Source organism: Aerococcus urinaeequi (genome assembly GCF_001543205.1).
GTDB lineage: Bacteria > Bacillota > Bacilli > Lactobacillales > Aerococcaceae > Aerococcus > Aerococcus urinaeequi.
Map to the genome: position 1 here is coordinate 1,077,429 of NZ_CP014162.1, position 22,562 is coordinate 1,099,990.

20 protein-coding genes are annotated in these 22,562 nt (G+C 38.3%); 12 read left to right on the forward strand and 8 right to left on the reverse strand.

What is annotated here, in order from left to right; genetic code table 11:
* The first annotated feature begins 11 nt into the window (after positions 1-11).
* The 4 genes from AWM74_RS04830 to manA are packed head-to-tail and all read left to right on the forward strand — an operon-like array spanning position 12 to position 3,122.
* Positions 12-821, forward strand: coding sequence for a mannose/fructose/sorbose family PTS transporter subunit IIC (locus AWM74_RS04830; protein WP_034258017.1), 810 nt, complete (start codon positions 12-14; stop codon positions 819-821).
* 12 nt (positions 822-833) lie between these two features.
* Entirely contained in the window at positions 834-1,781 is a 948-nt protein-coding gene (locus AWM74_RS04835; protein WP_026465585.1) for a PTS system mannose/fructose/sorbose family transporter subunit IID, read from the forward strand.
* 1 nt (position 1,782) lies between these two features.
* Positions 1,783-2,166, forward strand: a complete 384-nt coding sequence (locus AWM74_RS04840; RefSeq protein ID WP_026465586.1) for a DUF956 family protein — start codon at positions 1,783-1,785, stop codon at positions 2,164-2,166.
* Positions 2,167-2,171: 5 nt separating this feature from the next.
* Complete coding sequence (gene manA / locus AWM74_RS04845; RefSeq protein ID WP_026465587.1) at positions 2,172-3,122, forward strand: mannose-6-phosphate isomerase, class I; 951 nt, start codon at positions 2,172-2,174, stop codon at positions 3,120-3,122.
* A 109-nt stretch (positions 3,123-3,231) separates the two neighbouring features.
* On the opposite strand, the gene AWM74_RS04850 is transcribed toward manA, so the two are convergent.
* A complete protein-coding gene (locus AWM74_RS04850; RefSeq protein WP_051218168.1) occupies positions 3,232-4,023 on the reverse strand; it encodes a formate/nitrite transporter family protein in 792 nt (263 codons plus the stop codon).
* Between the two features lie 516 nt (positions 4,024-4,539).
* Between AWM74_RS04850 and AWM74_RS04855 the strand changes: the two genes are divergently transcribed.
* Positions 4,540-5,031, forward strand: a complete 492-nt coding sequence (locus tag AWM74_RS04855) for a cupin domain-containing protein (protein ID WP_051218169.1) — start codon at positions 4,540-4,542, stop codon at positions 5,029-5,031.
* Between the two features lie 599 nt (positions 5,032-5,630).
* Here AWM74_RS04855 and AWM74_RS04865 read toward each other — a convergent pair.
* The 3 genes from AWM74_RS04865 to AWM74_RS04880 all read right to left on the reverse strand — a co-directional run bounded on the left by AWM74_RS04865 (position 5,631) and on the right by AWM74_RS04880 (position 8,322).
* Positions 5,631-6,287 carry an ABC transporter ATP-binding protein gene (locus AWM74_RS04865; RefSeq protein WP_026465591.1) on the reverse strand — a complete coding sequence of 219 codons (657 nt, stop codon included), beginning with the start codon at positions 6,285-6,287 and terminating at the stop codon, positions 5,631-5,633.
* On the reverse strand, positions 6,284-7,498 hold the full coding sequence (locus AWM74_RS04870; protein ID WP_026465592.1) for a hypothetical protein: 1,215 nt from the start codon (positions 7,496-7,498) through the stop codon (positions 6,284-6,286). The genes AWM74_RS04865 and AWM74_RS04870 overlap by 4 nt, the downstream gene beginning before the upstream one ends.
* A gap of 494 nt (positions 7,499-7,992) precedes the next feature.
* Positions 7,993-8,322, reverse strand: coding sequence for a hypothetical protein (locus AWM74_RS04880; protein WP_034258019.1), 330 nt, complete (start codon positions 8,320-8,322; stop codon positions 7,993-7,995).
* 261 nt (positions 8,323-8,583) lie between these two features.
* Here AWM74_RS04880 and AWM74_RS04885 point away from each other — a divergent pair, with 261 nt between their 5' ends.
* Positions 8,584-9,081 (forward strand): helix-turn-helix domain-containing protein, encoded by a 498-nt coding sequence (locus AWM74_RS04885; RefSeq protein ID WP_154647410.1) that lies wholly within the window; start codon positions 8,584-8,586, stop codon positions 9,079-9,081.
* A 13-nt stretch (positions 9,082-9,094) separates the two neighbouring features.
* Here AWM74_RS04885 and AWM74_RS04890 read toward each other — a convergent pair whose 3' ends face one another.
* Positions 9,095-9,580, reverse strand: a complete 486-nt coding sequence (locus tag AWM74_RS04890; RefSeq protein ID WP_051218172.1) for a DUF5626 family protein — start codon at positions 9,578-9,580, stop codon at positions 9,095-9,097.
* Between the two features lie 755 nt (positions 9,581-10,335).
* On the reverse strand, positions 10,336-11,100 hold the full coding sequence (gene pgeF / locus AWM74_RS04895; protein ID WP_026465595.1) for a peptidoglycan editing factor PgeF: 765 nt from the start codon (positions 11,098-11,100) through the stop codon (positions 10,336-10,338).
* Between the two features lie 124 nt (positions 11,101-11,224).
* On the opposite strand from pgeF, the gene AWM74_RS04900 reads away from it, so the two are divergent.
* Entirely contained in the window at positions 11,225-14,149 is a 2,925-nt protein-coding gene (locus AWM74_RS04900) for an insulinase family protein (RefSeq protein ID WP_026465596.1), read from the forward strand.
* 178 nt (positions 14,150-14,327) lie between these two features.
* Here the strand turns inward: AWM74_RS04900 and AWM74_RS04905 are convergent, their stop codons facing one another.
* Together AWM74_RS04905 and AWM74_RS04910 are read right to left on the reverse strand one after the other, a co-directional pair.
* Positions 14,328-14,519 carry a hypothetical protein gene (locus AWM74_RS04905; protein WP_026465597.1) on the reverse strand — a complete coding sequence of 64 codons (192 nt, stop codon included), beginning with the start codon at positions 14,517-14,519 and terminating at the stop codon, positions 14,328-14,330.
* Positions 14,520-14,533: 14 nt separating this feature from the next.
* Positions 14,534-15,205 (reverse strand): hypothetical protein, encoded by a 672-nt coding sequence (locus AWM74_RS04910; protein WP_026465598.1) that lies wholly within the window; start codon positions 15,203-15,205, stop codon positions 14,534-14,536.
* 426 nt (positions 15,206-15,631) lie between these two features.
* Here AWM74_RS04910 and AWM74_RS04915 point away from each other — a divergent pair, with 426 nt between their 5' ends.
* The 5 genes from AWM74_RS04915 to gltX all read left to right on the forward strand — a co-directional run bounded on the left by AWM74_RS04915 (position 15,632) and on the right by gltX (position 22,271).
* Positions 15,632-17,227 (forward strand): alpha-amylase, encoded by a 1,596-nt coding sequence (locus tag AWM74_RS04915; RefSeq protein ID WP_236702860.1) that lies wholly within the window; start codon positions 15,632-15,634, stop codon positions 17,225-17,227.
* A 102-nt stretch (positions 17,228-17,329) separates the two neighbouring features.
* Entirely contained in the window at positions 17,330-17,869 is a 540-nt protein-coding gene (locus tag AWM74_RS04920) for a dCTP deaminase/dUTPase family protein (RefSeq protein ID WP_026465599.1), read from the forward strand.
* Between the two features lie 47 nt (positions 17,870-17,916).
* Complete coding sequence (gene radA, locus AWM74_RS04925) at positions 17,917-19,299, forward strand: DNA repair protein RadA (protein ID WP_026465600.1); 1,383 nt, start codon at positions 17,917-17,919, stop codon at positions 19,297-19,299.
* Between the two features lie 216 nt (positions 19,300-19,515).
* Positions 19,516-20,709 (forward strand): PIN/TRAM domain-containing protein, encoded by a 1,194-nt coding sequence (locus AWM74_RS04930; RefSeq protein WP_026465601.1) that lies wholly within the window; start codon positions 19,516-19,518, stop codon positions 20,707-20,709.
* Between the two features lie 86 nt (positions 20,710-20,795).
* Positions 20,796-22,271, forward strand: a complete 1,476-nt coding sequence (gene gltX / locus AWM74_RS04935; RefSeq protein ID WP_026465602.1) for a glutamate--tRNA ligase — start codon at positions 20,796-20,798, stop codon at positions 22,269-22,271.
* Positions 22,272-22,562: the final 291 nt, after the last annotated feature.

Genomic DNA, 22,562 nt, shown 5'->3' on the forward strand with positions numbered 1-22,562 from the left:
TCGACAAAAAAATGGATATTTCAATTTTTGCAGCTATAGCTATTTGTATTATTGCATTATTCGCTGGTTTTGAAAGTGTGTTGGATTCATTCCAATTACACCAACCAATTCTTGTTTGTACATTAATTGGTCTTGCAACAGGAAACTTAACTGAAGGACTACTATTAGGTGGTCAATTACAATTAATCGCTTTAGGTTGGATGAACATCGGGGCAGCGCAAGCACCAGATGCGGCCTTAGCAGGTGTAATCGCTGGTATCTTAGTATTAACTAAAGGTGCTTCTGTATCTGAAGGTATTGCCATTGCAGTGCCTTTAGCAATCGCTGGTCAAGTATTAACAATCTTCGTTCGTACAATGACAGTAGGTTTGGCTCACTATGCTGATGGCCAAGCGGAAAAAGGCTCTATTCGTGGAGTTGAATCTGCCAATATGATGGCTTTAGGTCTTCAAGGTTTACGTGTAATGATTCCAGCAATCGCTACGTTAGCTTTACCAGCTTCAGCTGTACAAGGTGCTTTAGCAGCCATTCCAGACTGGATCACAGGTGGTTTAGCTGTTGGTGGTGGTATGATCGTTGCTGTAGGTTACGCAATGGTTATCAACATGATGGCAACCAAAACAACATGGCCATTCTTCTTTATCGGTTTTGCTTTAGCAGCCGTTACAGAATTGAACTTAGTGGCAATGGGTATTATCGGTGTTGCCTTAGCACTTATCTACATTGAGTTGTCTCCACAATTTAATGGCGGTGGCGGTTCAGGATCCGGTGGTTCAGGTTCAGTTGATGCCCAGTTAGACGCCATTTTAGAAGACTATTAAGGAGGGGAAGACATGACTGAAGAAGTAACAAACCGCGTAACATTATCAAAACGAGACCGGATGGTTGCAAACTGGCGATTAACTTTCGTTCAAGCTTCATGGAACTACGAACGTATGCATAACGTTGGTTGGGCTTATGTACTAGCCCCAGCAATCAAAAAATTATATACAAGTAAAGAAGACCGTACGGCAGCTTTACAACGTCACTTGGAATTCATCAACTCTCACCCATACGTTGAGGCACCAATTTTAGGTGTAACCTTAGCCATGGAAGAAGAGAAAGCAAATGGTACAGTCATTGAAGACCAAGCTATCCAAGGGGTTAAAGTTGGTATGATGGGTCCTCTTGCTGGTGTGGGTGACCCAATCTTCTGGGGTACATTACGTCCAGTAATCGGTGCCTTCGCTGCATCGCTTGCCCTAAGCCAATCCATCTTAGGACCAATCTTATTCTTCGTACTTTGGAACGTCATTCGTGTAGCCTTCACTTGGTATACACAAGAATTAGGTTACCGCGCAGGTTCTGAAATCACAAAAGACTTGTCTGGTGGTATCATTCAAAAAATCACTGTTGGGGCATCTATCTTAGGGATGTTCGTTATGGGGGTGTTGGTACCTCGTTGGACAACCATGAACTTCCCAGCAGTTATCTCTGAAGTAACTAACCAAGAAGACGCTATTGTAAACTTTGACGGTTTAGTTGAAGCAGCTAACAATAGTAGCGTAACTGCAGATAGCTTCCGTGATGTGATTAATCAAATTTCATCAGGTCAATTAGTAAATACAACAACTGCCACATCATTAGGTGATGTATTCAACCAATTATTACCTGGTATGATGCCATTGCTATTAACATTAGCATGTATGTACCTATTAAAACGTAAAGTGAGCGCAACTACCTTGATCTTCTCTATCTTTGTGATCGGTATCGTGCTTTATGTACTAAATATCATGGGTTAAGATGGTAGCACAATTAAATACAGAAGTAACGTTCGTCTCCAAAGCGAATGCGATGATCAACCCTATCGACCCTAAGTCAGGATTACTGATGGTGGGCGATAAGGGTGTCGAATTTCGCGAGGAGAACGGACCAGGCTTCATTCAAATTCCATGGGTTAACATTACACGCATCCGCGTGCAAATGTTCTTCAAAGGGCGTTACGTCCGCGGCTTCTACTTTGAAACCGATGAAGGCCAACTCCTGGAATTTGTTGTCGATGAAGCTAAAGATAGTCTTCGGGCAATGCGCAAGTACATGCCTCGAGAAAAATTCGTCGCACAACAAAGTAACCTAGCCAACTTATTCAAAAACCCCTTTAAACGAGGAAAAAAAGACAAGGAGTAGTGACGATGCAAGAACCCATATTCTTAAAAGCCTACCTGGAAGAAAAAATCTGGGGTGGACAAAAATTACGCAGTCAATTTAATCTAGACATCCCTTCAGACCAGACGGGAGAAGCGTGGGTCATTTCAGGACATGAACATGGGCAATCTATCGTGACGTCACCTGAATCCCTTGCCGGATTAAGTCTATCTGACTTGTACCAAAAGCACCCAGAAATCTTCTTGGGAGAAGTGGCTGAACGTTTTCCATTATTAATCAAAATAATTGATGCCAAGGAAGACTTGTCCGTCCAAGTGCATCCGGATGACGCCTATGGACTAGCCCATGAAAATGACCTTGGGAAGACGGAGTGCTGGTATATTATGGACGCTGATCCAGGTGCCTACCTGATTTACGGCCACAATGCCCAAAATAAAGAACAGTTCCTAGAAATGGTCGAAGAGAACGAGTGGGACCAACTGTTACGTAAAGTGCCCGTTCATGCCGGTGATTTCTTCGCCGTGCCAGCAGGGACTATCCATGCTATTGGCGGTGGCGTATTAATCCTAGAAACACAACAAAGTTCTAATACAACTTACCGGGTTTATGACTATGGACGTAAAGATGCCCAAGGTAATGAACGTGACTTACACATCCAACAATCAGCAGATGTGACCATGTTCCCTCACCAAGATACGTTAGCAGATGGCCGTACAACTGAACTACCAGGTGGTTCAATCCAAGAATTTTGGACCAACGAATACTTCTCTGTGGCAAAATGGACAGTCGAGGATAACTTGCATATCAATTTATCTGACAAGTACCAATTATGTACTGTTCTTGATGGTCAAGGGCAAGTAACGGTTGGCGACAAAGCTTGGGATGTAAAAGCAGCGGATGCCTTCATCTTACCAAGCGATTTAAGTGAGGTAACACTTACAGGTCAATTCAGTTTGATGGTTGCAGAAGAAGCATAAAACTTAGCATAAAAAATAATAGCCCAAGGGATAAGCGTTGGCTTTCATATCCCTTGGGCTATTTTTAATATATTCTATTTAAGTAAGTGGCAGGGGTAATTGTCTTCACTTAGTCAAGGTAAGGTGCATCATGACTATTTAAGAAACTATAACCAAGTCCCATAATGACACCACCACCTATTAAATTCCCAATAAAGGCGATACCCCAATTCATTAACACCGCTACTAAACTCATCTCATTACCTGAGAAGAAAGCCAAACTCATTAGGGAGAAATTCGCGATAATATGTTCGAAACCACCATAAACAAAGAGGAAAATAACAGCGATGATAAAGAATAAGCGTGCAGTATCATCTTTCATTTTCATTTGTCCCATAATAGTGATATTTACAAAGATATTTGCTAGAATTCCGTCTATGAATAGCGTCCAAATGTCTTTGCCTAATTTAGCGTTAATGACTGTCATAATCGCTGAATCGGCATTAAAATAATGTGCTGCGCTAGAATTCCCAATAAGGATACCCACAAGAGCTGCACCGAGTAAGTTCATCAGCGTGCAAATAACGATGATTGTTAAGGCTTTTGACCAAGTTACTTTCCGGCGATGCGCACTTGTAAAGAGGTACATCATATTTGAAGTAGCCAGTTCACCATTTAAATAAATAATCATTGCTAATCCTATTGGGAATATGAGGGCATAAGTGATTTTACCAAAAGAAGGATAATCTAAAGCAATTGCATCCCAAAGTATCATACCAATTGCGGTCGGTAAGGTTAAGAAGATACCCGCATATATTGCCCTCAATAAATATTTGGATTTTGATTGGTCAAAAAGGGCTTCCTTCTTGGCAACGGCACCATCGATTTTGCTCATAAAATTTGAAATATGCTTATCGCTCATGTCTTAACTCCTCGTCATCATTTTTCAATATTAAGCACAAATTTTCTGTCAAAGTTAGACTACCATATAATGAAAGCAATTGTTTCTAAAATTCATATATTTACTATTTTTTAGTTATGTAAATAGTGATTTCATGATAAACATTTCACAATATAAAGAATTTTGTACTCGATTGTACTCTTTGATTTTGAAATGAATTTATTATTTATATTTTACCGCTATACAATAACTTTTTATTATCGTATCCAGTTTTTATTTCAATGTTAGAAAATCGTAAAAACATAATAAGTATACGGAAATAATATATTCCATCAGGTATAAGATAAAAAAAGTCATTTAATGATAATTTTTTCACAATAATTTTAAAAGTTTTTTTGTTACTTTCCACTTACTACTTTCTCGTGAAAGTTGTAAAACAATCTTCTATTTTTCTGGTTCTTTAACAAAAGTCGTGCAAAGTGCTGATAAAATAGATACTATTGAAGGTGAAAAGCAAATATTTGGAGGCGACAATGAATGAAAGATAAATCAATTTGGATTGATCACTATAATATGGCAGGTCATGAAGAAGGAGGCTTTTTCTATCAGGTTCTAAAATCTGATCAGACTATTCAATTAGAAGGACAGCAACTACGTGCGCTATACACTAGTATTTATTTCCTGTTAACGAGCAATAATCCTTCGCGTTTCCACCGGTTAACTGCCGATGAGGTTTGGTACTACCATTATGGTAGCCCATTGACTGTTCATATGATTACACCTGAAGGCGACTATCAACAAGTCACTCTTGGAACAGATGTAGAAAAAGGCCAAGTCTTACAAGCTGTGGTTCCTAAGAATACGATTTTTGGGTCAAGCGTTGAAGAAGATGACAGCTATGCCTTAGTTTCATGTATGGTTAGTCCAGGCTTTGAATATGATGACTTTGAATTATTTAAACGGTCTGATTTACTTGAAGCATATCCAGACTACTCAGACATTATTCACCGCCTAACCTTAGAAGACTAACTACTAGGAGTCCTTAAACTATTCCTAAGGATTTAGTCACATATTTAACATGATTTTGTTTGAAAACTTCACTATATCTTCAAAAGTATCGCTTATTATATAACCATACCCAATAAAAAAACCAAACTTTTCTTCATAAATCTTTCTCCTCCCAAAACGAAAGATGACAAAAAACCAGCTGGCTCCCAACAGCTGGTTTTTTAATGCCTAAATATAGTTTAAGCGCTCCATAGTGCCCCTTCTTTTCGTAGTATATCCCCCAAACCAAGTTCAGTATAAATAAGATTAAAAATATACGGTTGTATTTGTAGGATTCTTGGAAGCTAAAGGTGACAAAAGCAAATATGACGAGTAATAGAATGGTTATATTTCTAGGTATTAAGAAATTTTTCATTTATAGCGCTCCTTAAGGCGTAATGAGTGATCTATATTAAGAAGGAAATGCTAGAATGACCGCAAAGATGATGAAAGCCAGTCCAACCAGGTAACCTATTCCTTTTATTATGCGATTTTTTGCTTTAGCGTTTGTCAGTATCAGTGCCAGGATTCCAAGTAGTGCAGATCCGATCATGATTAAAAAGCCCATATAAGATTCTCCTTTAAGATTTTAAAATTAATTGATGTAAAAAGCGATTTGCGACATCTAGGTCATGAGTTACGATAAGAATTGTGACATCATTATTTTGGTTAAAGTTTTTTAACACACTGATCATGTTTTCCTTATTCGATTCATCAAGGGAAGCAGTTGGTTCGTCAGCAAGAATAAGTTTAGGGTGCATGATGACAGCTCGAGCAAAAGCAGCCCGTGATTTTTGGCCCCCGGAACACTCTAGCGGCTTTTTATCTAGCACATTGATAATATCAAGACTCCTAGCTAAATCCATCATTCGTTTTCCCAATTCTGAACGAGGGATATCGGTATTGTATAACCTAGGTAAGAGAATATTTTCCTTAATGGTCAAGTTATTGATTAACGAGGATTCTTGCAAGACGAATCCTATTTGGTTATTGCGCATGCTTGCCTTTTCCTTTTCGCTCATTTCTTTCATATCATGCCCAAAAAGGTTGTAGTAACCTTCATACTTGCTGTCTAATAAACCAAGGATATTCAAAAGGGTGGATTTGCCAACACCAGAGTCTCCGGTAATTGCTATGGTTTCTCCTTGATTTACCGTTAATGAAAAGTTCTGTAATGAAGTGACATTGTTGTGTTTGAAATTTTTTGACTTTATTTTTAAATCGATAATTTTTTTCATGATAGCACACCTATAGAAATCGGAATTTTCTTTATTTTATGGACGATAATGTTTGTTTCTATGAAGACGATGAATAAATTTATCAAGGCAACTAATGCGATACCTATCCAATCTATGCCAATCAGTCCTAAAGAATTAATGGTGATCGAAGACGGCATCTCCATACTCATGCCATTGAGTCGGTTCATGGCGATTAGGATATAAAGGCAACACAAGCTAGTGACTGAAATAAGGCTGTTGAATATGAACAAAGCCCTTTTAAAATCTTGATAACTTAGACCTACCATCATATGAATAGTGATTTCTTTGATCATTAATCGAAAAGAAATTAAGGCATTCCATATCATAACAATCAGCATCATAATGAGTATAATGCCAGATACTAGTAGCATTTGGATAATATTTTGAATATAGAAGTCATAAAAATCTCCATTATTACTTTCTTGCGTAAAAAAGTTTAAATTTATCCCTGCAGTATCAGATAAGAAGGATTGCAGATTCTTGATCACTTGATCGTTATCATCTAGTATGATATTTCCTAGCCCTTCGATAAGAATGCCTGAAGGTATGTCTGTAGGTAACTTGTCTGATAGGGGGTATATAATCGCATAATTCAAATATTCTTTTGAATCTAATGCATAGTTGTTAGGTATATAGAGATTTTGATCAAGGATGCCAACCGCGGTTACTGTTTCACTTGCTTGAGTGAGTGGATTAGTAATGGTTATTTCACTACCGATGGGCGTTTTTCTCCCGATGGCATGACCCACTAATACCTCTTTTTGTTCTCTATTAAAATCGATTTCGTCAAAAGTAGTGCCTTCTATAACAGGCAAATGTTGAAAAGCAAACGATTTTTTATTGTACATGTATAAGGCGGCATCTATATTATCTATAGAAAAATCAGTTCCACCACCATTAAAATTAATGCCGTAGTCGAGCTCTTCGTTCAAGTAATTGATAATGGCATTGGATTTTTCGGCATCTAAACTGCCCAGCTTTTCGAAATCGTTATCCTCATCCAAGTTTCCTAATATTTGATGACTACTTGAGAGTGAAGAAACATACTTTGAGCCTTCGAATGTAGATGCTAAGGATCTAAAAACAGTAAATGCGATCAAATTAGACAGTAACAACAGGCAAATGCTTGTGAAGATAATGATATATCGTTTAAAAAAAATATTTTTAATAACCAGGAATAGTTTTTTCATTTTTTCAACACCAATCTGTAACTATAAATTGAAAATATTATGATATTAAATAGAATAATTGCATTAGGAAAAATCAGGTTGGGCATGAAATTCAAAGCGTGGTTTATTGTAAAGCTTATGAATAGATTGCTAATAGCTAAGATGCTTAGATAGCGTATTAATCCACTTAAAACAATGTGTTTTCGTGTGTCTCCAATCAAATATCGAATGAATAATTCATTTTTCTTATTTTGATACCAACCATTCAAATAATTTGTGATAAAGGTTGAGAGTAGTATCAATATAATGAATTTATACTTTGAAAACTGAGCAATAAAAAGAAGGAGAGGGCTATTTGTTTCTTGAGGATTATGTGTGTCAAATTGCAACACACTATATATCCCTAATAGAAAGGAAAATAAGACAAATAAATTTATCGAATCTCCAATTTTAAAATAACTTTTTTTCAACGCCTCTCCTCCTAACTAGACTACCAAAAAGTGAACACTAAATAATTAGCCGTTTCCCCAATTAAATTTAGTTTTAGGTCCATTCCAACTTAACGAATCCCAAACGCTCCCTGTACTTTTACCGTTATAAGCATACTTAGTCAGTAAAGTTTTGCCATTTCGACTATATTTGAAATAAGCGTAGTTTTTACCAGAGTTCTTTTTGTAATTCCAAGCGGCACCACTATAACGAATTTGGAATTGTTCAACAGATGAAGCACCATTATTTGAATTTCCAAATGTGGCTGCGGATGCTACGGTTGGTGCAACGAAGCTAGTTGATAGCAAAAAAGTGATTGCTACAAGTATTAATTTCTTTCTACTTTTATTCTTCATAAATATTCTCCTTAGAATGATTACTATATAAAGTTTTTAGAAAAAATAACAAACTGAATACAATGTGTAAAACTAGATTTTATGGAAACAGTGTAAGCTGTAAATTACGTTTAGGATGAATAATAAATTTTTACGCTCCCTTCGTGTCTATTCGAAAGTACTTTCTTAAATTAGCATAACTAAATACTGATGAAAGTGCTGTCACATTCATGTTACAATTGGTGAAAACACGAGAATAAACAGGAGTGTGACAATGTGAGCATGCTTATTGGAGAAAAAATAAAAAAAATAAGATTGGAAAGAAAAATTTCTCAAGAAAAATTAGCGAATCATTTGTATGTATCTAGACAAACAATTTCTAGATGGGAAACTGGAAAAGTGATACCAAATATGGATAATATTTTGCAATTATCAACTTTTTTTGATGAACCAGTCAGTTTCTTTATTGGAGAAGAAAAAGCAGAACCAGAAGTCGAAGCTATGCAATCTACAACTGATGCATCAGAAGAAAAAGATTATGCCAAGTATGGTTATGCTTTAATATATTTTGCGATGTCTATAGTGCCGTTTGTTTATATTTGGAGTATTCCTTTCGCAGTGTATGCGTATTATTATGCTGACAAAAAACATATATTTGGAGCAAAAATAATCAAATTATTGGCAATCGCAAGTTGTATCTATTTTATAATTCAATTTTTGGTTTTAATAGTTGGCCTATTTAATTTAACTCCTGGCACAACAGAGGTGTTTGTAGGGTGAAATATAGTCCTAGTTAGTTAACATTTATCAAAATATTGCCACTCTCTATTGAAGAACGTATATTTCGATTTATTTGAGACAGTGCTACTTTCTGACTAAAAAACAAGTTTGCTTGCGATGATGAAACTCTAGATAATCTTTTCGTGGAGATAGAACCAATTTTCGGGACAACTTGAGCAGAATGGGCACGTGTTATCTTACTATTAGTGATATCTATTTTATATTTAGCGGTGTAGTAACCAATTTTGTTGTGTTGCACGGTGTAAGTGTTATTTAGCTTCCCACTAAAGGAATGCAATTGCATGTTTTTAGGATTAATGTCCTTTTGTATACTAATCGTATGATAGGTATCGTCTTCAATAAATTCTTGGGTTATTTGACCTTTCGAATCCAAATCAGAAAGGCTAAAACTAGTCGTTTCTGCCTGTACATTTTTGGGTGTACAAAAAGTTAGCAAAAGTCCCACAGCAAATAAAGTGAATTTAATTTTGTTTAACATATTTTCTCTCCTCTACATAAAAACATAATATAGTTGTAAAGCAACTTTGCTACAATTCAACGTACTATATTATTGTGAGGGCTGCTGTCACATTCATGTTACATCGAGTGGGAAACGTTTATAAATAAGGGTTTTATAATGATGTTTCATGGAAATTTTATACTAATAAAATCCTTAGATTAGAAAAACAGTTTTAGTAATTCGTAACCTATCTATCACAAAATCAACACAATTTTGACCGATATTTTCATAATTTCTTCAAAGCTATCGCCTATTATATAAGCATACCCAATAAAGAAACCAAACTTTTTCTTCATAAATCTTTCTCCTCCCAAAACGAAAGATGACAAAAAACCAGCTGCCTCCCAACAGCTGGTTTTTTAATGTCAATCTTTGAAAGTAGATTAGCGAATTGTAGATTTGATTCTAATCATAGCAGCGTTCAGATTTTAATTGAAACTACTATCAGAATATTTATCTAAAATGCGTCTATAACATTATTTTTACACAATTAAGCCAAAGGCTGACGCTTTCCTAGCATGCCTTAGCAGTAAAAAGAGGGATGGCCCACAACAATCTGTTTGGCGTGTACGCCTTACAGATTGTGTCGCCAGACAAGTCTTCAGACCGAGACTGAAGACTTGTCCTACTGCTTTTAAGGCAATGATAGGAAAAAGCAGAAGTCGAAGGCTTAGAAAATTTACTATACCTCTTTAAAACCTACTAATTTACTACATAATGTATAAATACTACTTCTATCCCTTTCTCGTGATAAAGTTGAAATGTCTGCCAGGTGTTTTGTCTAAGCGATATGAAAAACCATCAACCATTGCTAAAGTATCTTGATCAGACAAACGAATATTGTCTGCCAAAATACCAACACGTTTTAATTGCTCTGCAACCGTTGCTTGATTGTCGACTAAATATTTTTGGCGTCTATCATCCCAACGAATATAGTCATCCGCATAACTAAGGGCTTTGAATTGATCTGCCACATCTTGATCTACTTCAAATGATTCTTGGGCGATAGAGGGGCCAAGAATAGCTTTCATATTGCCCATATAGATATCTGGATGCTTTCTTTTAATTTTAGCGAAAGTCGCAGATACCACGTCTTGAACAGTCCCCTTCCAGCCTGAATGGATAGCCCCAATTAAGCCAGTATCTTCATCATAAAATAATACAGGCACACAGTCTGCGGTAAATACACCAATCACAATATTGGGTTCATAAGTAAATAGCGCATCTACGTCATCTATTGCATCATCAGTTGTTTTAGTGCCGCGTCCTTGGTCGTCAGCTTTAACCTGGTAAGCCTTTTTGGAATGGGTTTGGTTAGCGAAAACAAATTGGTCGGCACCCACCTGTAACGCTTCTGCTAAAGCTTGTCGATTAGCGTTAACCAGCGTCGCATCCTCTCCGGTATGTAAGGCTAAATTACCATCTAGCGCTTGGTTGGGGTCTTTTAAGCTTGTACCAGCAGTAATATTTTCTGGCGTTTCATAAAATTGGACTGTCATGAGAATCATCCTTTCATGGTGCATTTTTTTCTATTATAGCAAACAAGCGGTCTGACTAATAAAGTCCCGCAAAAACTGTTAAAATAAAAGGAAATAAGAAAATGACCGATAAGGAGATTATTGTATGACAATCAACTTGAAAAAAGGGGACCAAATACACGGTTTTACCCTTGTAGATAGTCAATTTATTCAAGATGCTAATGCCCAAGTTCACACTTTCGCCCATAAACAATCAGGGGGACAAGTGATTTGGGTGGAAAATGATGACCAAAATCGCTCTTTTGGGATAGGGTTTAAAACGCCACCGAAAGATTCAACCGGTGTAGCCCATATCGTGGAGCATTCAGTACTTTCTGGATCGCGTAAATATCCAGCTAAGGATCCATTTATGACTATGTTGAAAACGTCTATGAATACATTCTTGAATGCTATGACTTTTTCAGATATGACCATTTATCCAGTTTCATCTATGAATGAGGAAGACTTCCATAATTTAACGGATGTTTATTTAGACGCCGTTTTCTTCCCTAAAATGACCAGCGAAGAAAATATTTTCCGACAAGAAGGATGGCATAAAGAGTTATTCGACAAGGACGAGCCAATAATCTATAACGGGGTCGTTTACAATGAAATGCGTGGGGCTTATTCAGACGCAGAACGCATTATTATGCAAGATGTTACGGCAAATATGCACCCAGGCTCAACCTATGCCCACGAATCAGGCGGTTATCCATACGAAATTCCTGATTTAACATTTGACAATTTCAAACAATTCCACGCCGACCACTACCGTCCAGATAACGCCCTTGCCTATGTTTACGGTGACATCGATATCGACCGAACATTAGGTCAAATCAACGGCGATTTCTTCAGTGAATTCTTGAAAAAAGACCAGCAAGTTCAATTTGACTTGCCAGAAACAAAGGATGGCCACATCGAATACCAGGCCTTTTATGACGCTGATGAACGCAAGACAGCCGAACATGATTCTTACCTTACCTACATGACTCATGTAGGTGCATCTACAGACTTGACCAATAATTACGTGGCTAATATTTTAAGCGATGCCTTAATTGAATCTGAAGCTGCGCCTATACGACAAGCCCTTATCGAAGCTGGGCTAGCGGAAGAAGTTGAAGCCATTGGGTCAGACGGTTACTACCTAGATTTCGGTCTAGTTCTGAAACAATTCAATCCAGCTAATAAGGACAAGGCCCTTGCTGTAATTAAAGAAACCCTAACTGACCTTGTAGCCAACGGGATTAACCGCGACCTACTTGAAGGGGTCATCAACACCCGCGAATTCGCAGCCCGTCAAGCCGGCGGTGCCATGAAGGGGATTACCTATGAAATCCAAATGACCATGGCATGGCGGTATGGCATGTCTCCGACCGAAGTCCTTCATTTTTCGAAATATTTCGACGATTTAAGAGCGAAATTAGCTACTGACTTCTATGAAGAATGGCTTCAAGACAACTTGCTGACGGCAGATGCCAGCTTAGTCGGTATTTATAAACCGAAAGTTGGCTTATTCAAAGAACATGACGACCAACTAGAAGCCAAGTTAGCTGCTGAAAAAGCCGCAATGACTGACCAAGACATTCAAGCATTAATTCAGGAAAACCAAGCGTTGCGGGTCTACCAAGATACACCAGACACCGATGAAGCCCGTCAAGCCTTACCAAAGTTAGATATTTCAGATGTACCACGGATAACGCAAGCGATTGCTGAAGAAACATTAGCCGGCCAACAAGGGGTGCCTGTCCTTTTCCATGAACAAGACGCATCAGGCATTCGGTATGTACAAATGGCTTACAAATTAGACCATATTGCAGCGGAAGATTTACCTTACGTGAATTATCTAACGATTTTATTAGGGTTATTGGACACGGAAAATTATGATTATCGTCAAATGGACATTGAAATGATGAAGGCGACTGCTGGAATTTCTATGCGACCTAAAGTCTTTATTCGTGAAGGTTCGCAAGATGATTATATGCCAGTCTTGGTGTCATCATTTGCGGCGATTGGTGACCATTCTGCTCGTGGTTTTGAACTATTACAAGATACGATGAAATTTACTGACTTTTCTGATAAGGCACGGATTTTAAATGTCTTACAACGGGTGAAATTCAATATGAGTCAGTCGTATGAAGGGGCTGGCCATCGCGTAGCCATTTCTAGACTACGCTCATTCTACTCACAAGCAGCCAAGTATGAAGACGTCATTTCAGGCCTATCATTCTATGACCACATGACCGACTTAATCGAAAACTTCTCGACCAAGGCAGATGACTTTATTGCTAAATTGATTGAAGTGAATGGCAAAATGTGGGATCCTCGCATGTTGACAGTTAGTTTAACAGCAGATGCAGCGGATAAAGCCACATTACTTGAACAAGTTGATCAGTTTATCGATCAAGCTGACCAGACGGATAGCGTTGAACCCGTATCTGTTGAGTTTGATTTAGCGGGCAACAAGTACCACGAAGCCATTCAAACAAATGGTAACGTCCAATACGTATCCGTAGGTGGTCGCGTGCCAATTGAAGACTACAATGGTCGTTATGTTGTCTTCGCCAATATCTTATCTAAAGACTACTTACACGAAAATATTCGTGCCAAAGGTGGTGCCTATGGTGCGGGCATCAGTCTAACATCATCCGGTGACGTTACAACCTATTCATACCGGGACCCGAACGTAGATAAGACAGTAGATGTATATAGTAAGCTACCGGATTTCTTAGCCAATCCAGGACTTAGCCAAGACGACCTTGACCAACTTATTATTGGTTCAATGACCGCCTTCCATTATCCATTAACACCAGCCAGTGTGAATAACTTGATGGTGACACGTCACTTTAGAGGCATGACCAAAGATATGGTAGATACACGATTAAGCCAGGCATTAGATACCAAAGTTGCGGATCTAGTTGCCTTTAAAGATCAAATCCAAATCGCACTAGACGCAGACAACCTAGTCGTCTTTGGTAATAAGCAAAAAATCGACGACTCAACGCAAACATTCAACAACAAACGTACGATTTAAGCAAAAAAATTAAAAGAGAGAAAAAAGATTTCACTTCGAAATCTTTTTTCTCTCTTTATTTAGTTAATTGAGATTTGTATTGTCCCAGTCTCATCTCAATATTCAAAAGATAATATTCCACGGCATACAATAAGAATAACAAATAAATAGTTTATTTAGAAAATGTTATTCATTTTGCTTATTGAAGTCCTAGTGCTTCACCAAATGTGAGTGCAACAAAGGCCAAGAGTAATAAGAAGCCACCGACCACTTTTAAACGGGCTTGCTGGGCAGCAGTCATACCTTCAGGGGTTTGCCCCTTCCAGACAATATATACGTTGACTAAAATACATAAAATGGCAAAGATCGTTCCGACTAAATAACGGCTCATATAAGCTCCTTTAACTATAATTGTGACAATTTCACTTCGATGGAAGTTGTTACGGCTTGATTATTGATACGACTAGTCCCAGAAACGGTCCACTCGATGGATTTAATTTCATTCGTATAACGGTCAGTCACCAATTGAATTTGGTGGGCAGCGTCGTTGTTGTAAGACTCACTCACAATACCATTCAATAAATTGTTTAATTGCTGATTTTCCCCAGAGAAAGAAACGGTTTGATCACTTAAAGAACCGGTCCATTCACCGATCGTATCAAGCGTCGTTAATATACTGTGGATTTGACTAAGAGATAAGACATTTAAACGGTCCAAGTGAGAGTCATTGGTTAAACTTTGTTGCCATTCGCTACCATTTTCCTTGTAGGTAGATTGGGCGTCGTGCGTTTCAACTTGTAAGATGGCATCATCACTGCCAGAAGCAAGATTTTTTTGAATAAGTGTTCCAGAAAAGTTATCAGCATTATCATAAGAAAGGGTCGACATAACTGTTTCAGTATTTGCGGGTTCAGTAGTTACCTGTTCGATGGTCGTAGATTGCTTGTAGGATTGGGTTTCAGTTAAAGTTTCATTGACCGCATTACCTAATTCTGTTGACGATTCACGCGCTTCAACGTGGTTACCAACTAGTAACATGATGCTCGCCAATAAAACCCATTTAAATAGTTTTCGCATTTCAGGCACCCTTTATATTTATATTTTAAGTAGTTCGAAGATTGGGAATGTTTATGACGCTATACGTCAAAGGTGATTTCACCTAATATCTCTATTCTATAGAACTTTTGTGAAGATTTAAAGAGCAATCGTTTAAAATATCACATTAATTTCCCTTGATTTCAACCACTTGAAAGGGGTCACAGATTTTGAAAAATTATTTGCAGTATTTTGCTGATTTATGACTTATAAACTAGTAAGGGCTTTAAAAAAATACTAATACGATAGCTTGGCCAACCTAAAATTATCTCATTGAAGAAACTTTCGGTATAATAACTGTAATGTGATATTGAATCTAATCAATCCACAAAGCAAGAAACTGAAATAAAGTCGTGAAAAAATAGGGATAGACATTAAGATTAGGCGAAAGCGAGGGCTAATGATATGGTGATGAACGGTGTATTAATGCAATATTTTGAGTGGGACTTGCCTGATGATGGTAGCTTATGGAAAAAGTTAGCGGAAGATGCAGAACACTTGGCATCAATTGGGATTTCTCATGTGTGGATGCCACCAGCAACTAAAGGTCAATCGAGTAACGACGTTGGTTACGGGACTTACGACTTATTTGATATTGGGGAATTTGATCAAAAAGGGACGGTTCGTACCAAATACGGGACCCGCGCAGAATATCAAGCGGCAATTGATGCCTTACATGAACAGGATATTTGGGTGCTAGCGGATGCCGTTTTAAACCATAAGGGTGGGGCTGATGAAACGGAAGTATTCCAAGCCTATCCAATGAACCCAACAAATCGACAAGAAAAGCTTGGTGAAGCTCGAGATATTGAAGGGTGGACCAAATTTACTTTTCCAGGTCGAAATGGTGAATACTCAGACTTTATTTGGGATTTTAACTGCTTCTCTGGGACTGATTTTGACCAAAGAACAGGTGAAAGTGGCATCTTTATGATTAAAGGTGAGAATAAAGGTTGGGCAGATGATGAAGCAGTGGACGGAGAGAATGGTAACTTCGACTACTTGATGTTTGCAGATATTGATTATGGTAATCCTTATGTTCGAGAAGAAGTCTTAAAATGGGCGCGTTGGTATTTAGATTCTTTTAATTTAAATGGCTTTAGAATGGATGCCTTAAAACATATCGATTTTGCTTTTATCGACCAGCTAATATCTGCTTTACGAGAAAATAATCCAGATATTTATGTTGTAGGGGAATACTGGCAAAGTAATACCGGTGTACTTTTCGATTATTTAACGGAAACGGATTATCAAATTGACCTATTTGATGTGGCCTTACATCAACGTTTTAAACAAGCGGCGACTTCTTGGGATCAATTTGATATGGGATCACTGCTTGAGGGATCATTATTAAAAGATAGACCTGATCTAGCTGTGCCTTTTGTCGACAACCACGACTCACAACCAGGGCAATCCCTTGAATCTTGGGTGGACGAATGGTTTAAACCCATTGCTTATGGGGTGATTTTGCTGCACCAATCCGGCCTACCAGCTATTTTCTACGGAGATTATTACGGTATTGAAAGTATCGACTACAAAGGTTTCCAAGAGACCTTAGATAAGCTTTTAGCCTTAAGACAGGAAAATGCCTATGGTGATCAACATGATTATTTTGACCATAAAAATTGTATCGGTTATACCCGAACTGGCGATGATGAACATCCAGATGGACTCGCTTTTATCGCAACCAATGGTGAACAGGCGAAGAAGCGTATGTATGTAGGAGAACTTCATGTAGGAGAAGAGTGGGTAGACGCGATGGGTGAAATTGAAGGATCGGTAACCATTGAAGAGGATGGTACTGGTGTATTTAAAGTACATGCTGGGTCAATGTCCGTTTGGGTCAACAAGTCTGATGCAGAGCATATTGACGGTGAAGCAGATGAAGATTTTGAAGATACTAGCTATCTTGGAGAAACCCCTACTGAAGAACTGGCTGATCCGGATGTAGAAGCAGCACAAGTGGAAGATGGGGAAGTGGTTGCTGCTGACCAGAGCGAGTAAGTAACACTGAATCCACATGGTCTAACGTTTAGAAATCTGCTAATCAATGGTACAATAGGTCAGTAAAATTCAAGTATGCGTAGTAAAGGATGGAATTTGTTTATGACAGTAGAGAATACACGAGGATTTGAGAAAATCTCGGCCTATGCGAATGATGAGGCAATTACATTACCAAGACGTTCAACAACCCTATCGGCTGGCTACGATATCGCAGCGGCTGAAGATATTGTTGTGCCGGCAATGTGGAAGACTGGTGTGAAGCATGTGCTAAAAGACCTCGCTCATTTAAATGTAGCAGGTGAAGTAGACGAAAGTGCTATGAAACCAGTGCTAGTGCCAACAGGTTTAAAAGCTTATATGGGCGAGAATGAATACTTACAATTAGCTTGTCGGTCTTCAAACCCGCTTAAACGTGGGCTTTCATTACCTAATGGAGTAGGTATAGTTGATGCAGATTACTACAATAATGAAAATAATGAAGGTCATTTATTTGTTCAATTAGTAAACTTTGGTTTACGTGACGTTCAAATTAAAAAAGGTGAGCGTATTGCTCAAGGGATTTTCCTTTCTTTCTTAACGACTGCTGATGACCAGCCAAGTGATCAAGTGCGTGCAGGTGGTTTTGGCTCTTCCGGTCAATAATAGTCAGTTGCCATTTTTCAAATAAATAGAAAGGAGTGAAGTCCAATATGGCGAAGAAAACGACAACGAGATATGTGTGTCAGGCTTGTGGTTATGAGAGTGTTCAGTTCTATGGCAAGTGTCCAAATTGTGGGGCTTGGAACCAAATGGAAGAGGAACGCTTATATGGGAAGACTATTGCTCATCCTGAAACCCGCGTTGGACAAGCCAATTCAAGCCGGATGAAGCCACAAAAATTAGCGGCGGTTAAAGGGGAAGAAACCCCGCGTATCCAAACCCAATTAGGCGAATTAAATCGCGTCTTAGGTGGCGGAGTGGTGCAAGGTTCGCTGGTTTTAATTGGTGGTGACCCAGGGATTGGGAAGTCAACCTTAATGCTACAGGTATCAGCTGAATTGCATCAGAGTGCTGGGCCAGTTTTATATGTGTCCGGAGAGGAATCGATGCATCAAATCAAGCTACGAGCAGACCGACTAGGATTTGAAGGTGCAGATTTCTATGTTTATGCAGAAACTGATATGGCGGCTATTCAAGATGCCATTTATGACTTACAACCGCGCTTTGTAGTGATTGACTCTATTCAAACTATGACCCACGAGGATGCGACATCAACGGCTGGATCAGTTGGCCAAGTCCGCCAAACGACAGCAGAGTTAATGAAATTAGCGAAGTCACAAAATATCGGTATTTTTATCGTTGGCCATGTGACGAAAGAAGGAAACATTGCTGGACCGCGTATTCTAGAACACATGGTGGATACTGTACTGTATTTTGAAGGTGAGAAGCATGATACTTTCAGGATTTTACGGGCAGTGAAGAACCGGTTTGGGTCAACCAATGAAATAGGTGTCTTTGACATGCAACAAGACGGCCTGCATGAAGTCGCTAACCCTTCCGAACTCTTCTTAGAAGAAAGACTAGCTGGCACTAATGGATCAGCAGTTGTTGCTTCGATGGAAGGAACACGACCGATTTTAACGGAAATTCAAGCGCTACTTACACCTACCTCATTTGGGAATGCCCGTAGAACAGCTTCTGGCTTAGATTATTCACGGGTATCACTAATTATGGCTGTACTTGAGAAGAGAGCCGGTTTAATGCTTCAAAATCAAGATGCCTACCTCAAATCAACTGGTGGCGTCCGTTTAGATGAACCAGCGATTGACCTGGCTATCGCTGTAGCTGTGGCTTCTTCATACCGAGAAAAAGAAACCAAACCAACTGATTGTTTCATTGGAGAAATTGGTTTGACTGGTGAAATTAGACGGGTAACAAGAATTGCGGAACGTGTTCAAGAAGCTGAAAAACTAGGTTTTGAGCGTATTTTTATCCCAAAAAATGCGATATCAGGTTTAACTGGCAAACAAAAAATACAAGTAGTTGGTGTAACTACTGTAAGAGAAGTGTTAAATACGATTTTTCCAAAATAGATAAATACTGGAGAGTTTGGACTGAATGGTAGCCAAACTCTCTTTTTTTCTCGAATATGAGCCATATGTTAATTTCAGGTTAAGATTATAAATACTAGACTGTATTTTAAGTAAGCTTATTGTGTAAATGTAAACAAAAAGTTATACTATAAAAAGCGGTAGTATGGTAAAGAAACCGCTTCAAAATGTATTTTTTTAGAAAAGGAGGTGAATAAAATGAACGAAAGATTTTGGAAAATATTGTCTCGCGTGCTCATTGTGATATTAGGATCTTCAATAGGTTATTATGTATTACCGTTACTTTGGGACATGGTCAATATCAATATTAGCTTTTTCTATCATCCATTGTTTAACATCGTACTTGGTGCAATTATTCTTTTTCTTATTTACGGATTAACACAGCCTTTATTGATGCGTTTTATTCGCAATATCGAACGTGACATGCGTCAGTTATCGATCGAAAAGGTTTTAGTTTCTGCAGTAGGTGTTATTATTGGACTAGTTTTAGCTTGGTTAATCAACATTCCCTTAGTGGCGATTGGTTGGCCATTCATTTCAAATATCTTGCCAATTGTCTTAACTATTGTCTTAGGTGTATTAGGTTTTTATATCTTCTCTAATAAGAGTGCTGAAATTATGGAAATGCTTACCCGTTTTCCGCAGGTGAGACGTAGTGAATCAACGGATACGGCTATTACTGAAGATGTACAATCAGATAAGGAAACACATGAAAGTGACTTATCAACTCACTCAGAAGGCCTTGATATGTATACAGATGCCTTACTATCACTTAGACAAGCTGCGGATGAGGCTTACCAACCCTATAAGATTTTAGATACATCAGTGATTATCGATGGACGGATTTTAGATGTCTTAAAAGCCGGATTTATCGAAGGCGTAATAGTGGTACCCAACTTTGTCTTGAAAGAATTACAATACATTGCAGATTCAGCAGACTCATTGAAGCGAGTTCGTGGCCGTCGCGGTTTGGATATTTTAAATCAAATCCAAGCGCTAGATGACGTGGTTGTTGATTTCTACGCCGGCGATTTTGATGATGAATCGGAAGTAGACTTAAAATTATTGCGTCTAGCCAAATTAGTTGATGGTGTTGTGGTAACCAATGATTATAACTTGAATAAAGTGAGTCAATTCCACAAGATTAAAGTATTAAACATTAATGAGTTAGCTAATTCATTGAAATCTGTTGTGATTCCTGGCGAAACGATTTCTGTACATATTGTAAAAGCTGGTACAGAGCGCCAACAAGGGGTTGCCTACATGGACGACGGTACGATGATTGTTGTTGAAGAAGGGAAACATCATATTGATGAGACCCTTTCAGTAGAGATTACCTCAGCTATTCAAACTAATGCAGGACGCATGGTCTTTGCCAAAATAGCTGACTAGATATATAATTATAATGATGGAAAATTAGGTTGGTATTTTTACCAGCCTATTTTGATTGAAAGCACAAGATAAAAGGAGAAATCAACATGTCAGATAAAGTACGCGTACGCTATGCGCCAAGTCCAACTGGCCATTTACATATCGGGAATGCTCGTACCGCCTTGTTCAACTATTTATTCGCTCGTCACAACGGCGGGGAATTTATTATTCGTATTGAAGATACCGATACAAAACGAAACCTTGAGGACGGAGAAAGATCTCAACTAGAAAACCTACAGTGGTTGGGTATTGAGTGGGATGAAGGTCCAGATAAGCCAGGTGAATTTGGACCTTACCGTCAATCTGAACGTAAGGAAATCTACGACCGTTACCTAACAGAATTACTAGACAAAGGCTTAGCTTACTATGCATTTGATACATCTGAGGAAATCGAAGCAGAACATGAAGCCCAAGTCGCAAACGGTGAAACACCACGTTATATTGGTAAATGGCGCGATAAATCACAAGAAGAAATTGACGCAGCACGTGCAGAAGGTCGTCCAGAAACAATCCGTTTCCGCGTACCTGAAAACACCACTTATACGTTTGATGACATGGTAAAAGGGGACATCTCTTTTGAGTCAGCAGCCATTTCAGGTGACTTCGTTATCCGTAAACAAGACGGCATGCCAACTTACAACTTCGCCGTTGTTGTTGACGACCACCTGATGGAAATCACTCACGTATTACGTGGTGACGACCATATTGCGAACACACCTAAACAATTAATGATTTATGACGCTTTAGGATTTGAACGTCCAACATTTGGTCATATGACATTAATCGTTAACGCTGAAACAGGTAAAAAATTATCTAAACGTGACGGGTCAATCTTACAATTTATCGAACAATACCGTGACTTAGGTTACCTACCGGATGCAATGTTCAACTTCATTACATTATTAGGTTGGTCTCCAAAAGGCGAAGAAGAAATCTTCTCACACGATGAATTGATTGAGATCTTTGATACAGACCGTCTAAGTAAATCACCAGCAGCCTTTGATAACAAAAAACTAGAATGGATCAATAACCGTTACATGAAAGCTGCAGAAGCTGAAGATGTAGCGAAATTAGCGATTGAACATCTACAAAGAGCTGGCCGTGTATCTGAAACTTCTACAGCAGAAGAACGCGCTTGGACTGAAAAATTAGTTTCATTATACAAAGATGAAATGTCATATGCAGCTGAAATCGTTGATTTATCAGATATGTTCTTCCAAGATGAACTACACATCGCAGATGATGCTAAAGAAGTATTAGCTGGCGAAGGTGTAGCGGATGTTTTAAAAGCCTTCCAAGCGAAATTAGCGGAAATTCCAGTTGATGACTTCAAAGAGGAAAACATTATGGCAGCCATCAAAGCCGTTCAAAAAGAAACTGGCGTAAAAGGTAAAAACTTATATATGCCAATCCGTGTAGCCACTTCAGGTGAACAACACGGTCCTTCAATTGGTTTAACAATTGAAGTATTGGGTAAAGAAAAAGTAGCCCACCACTTAGACCAAGCATTAGCAAGTCTATAATCAAACATTTAATACCCCCTATCTAAGCTTAAAAACTTGGATAGGGTTTTTTTATATTTAAACGGTACAAAAAGACGTGTATAACTTAATAGTTTAAAAAAAGCTATAAGTAAATACAAAAATCGCTTACGCGCTGTCTAAATTTGTTCTCGTATTTTTGTATAAAAAATATAAAACCTTTAAAAACCCCTAATTTATCATATTCTATAAAAATTAGAAGATACAATTTGTTATTTCTTTTAGGAAACTTGTGAATAAGGATTGATAATAGTTCATCTCCACCCCTATACT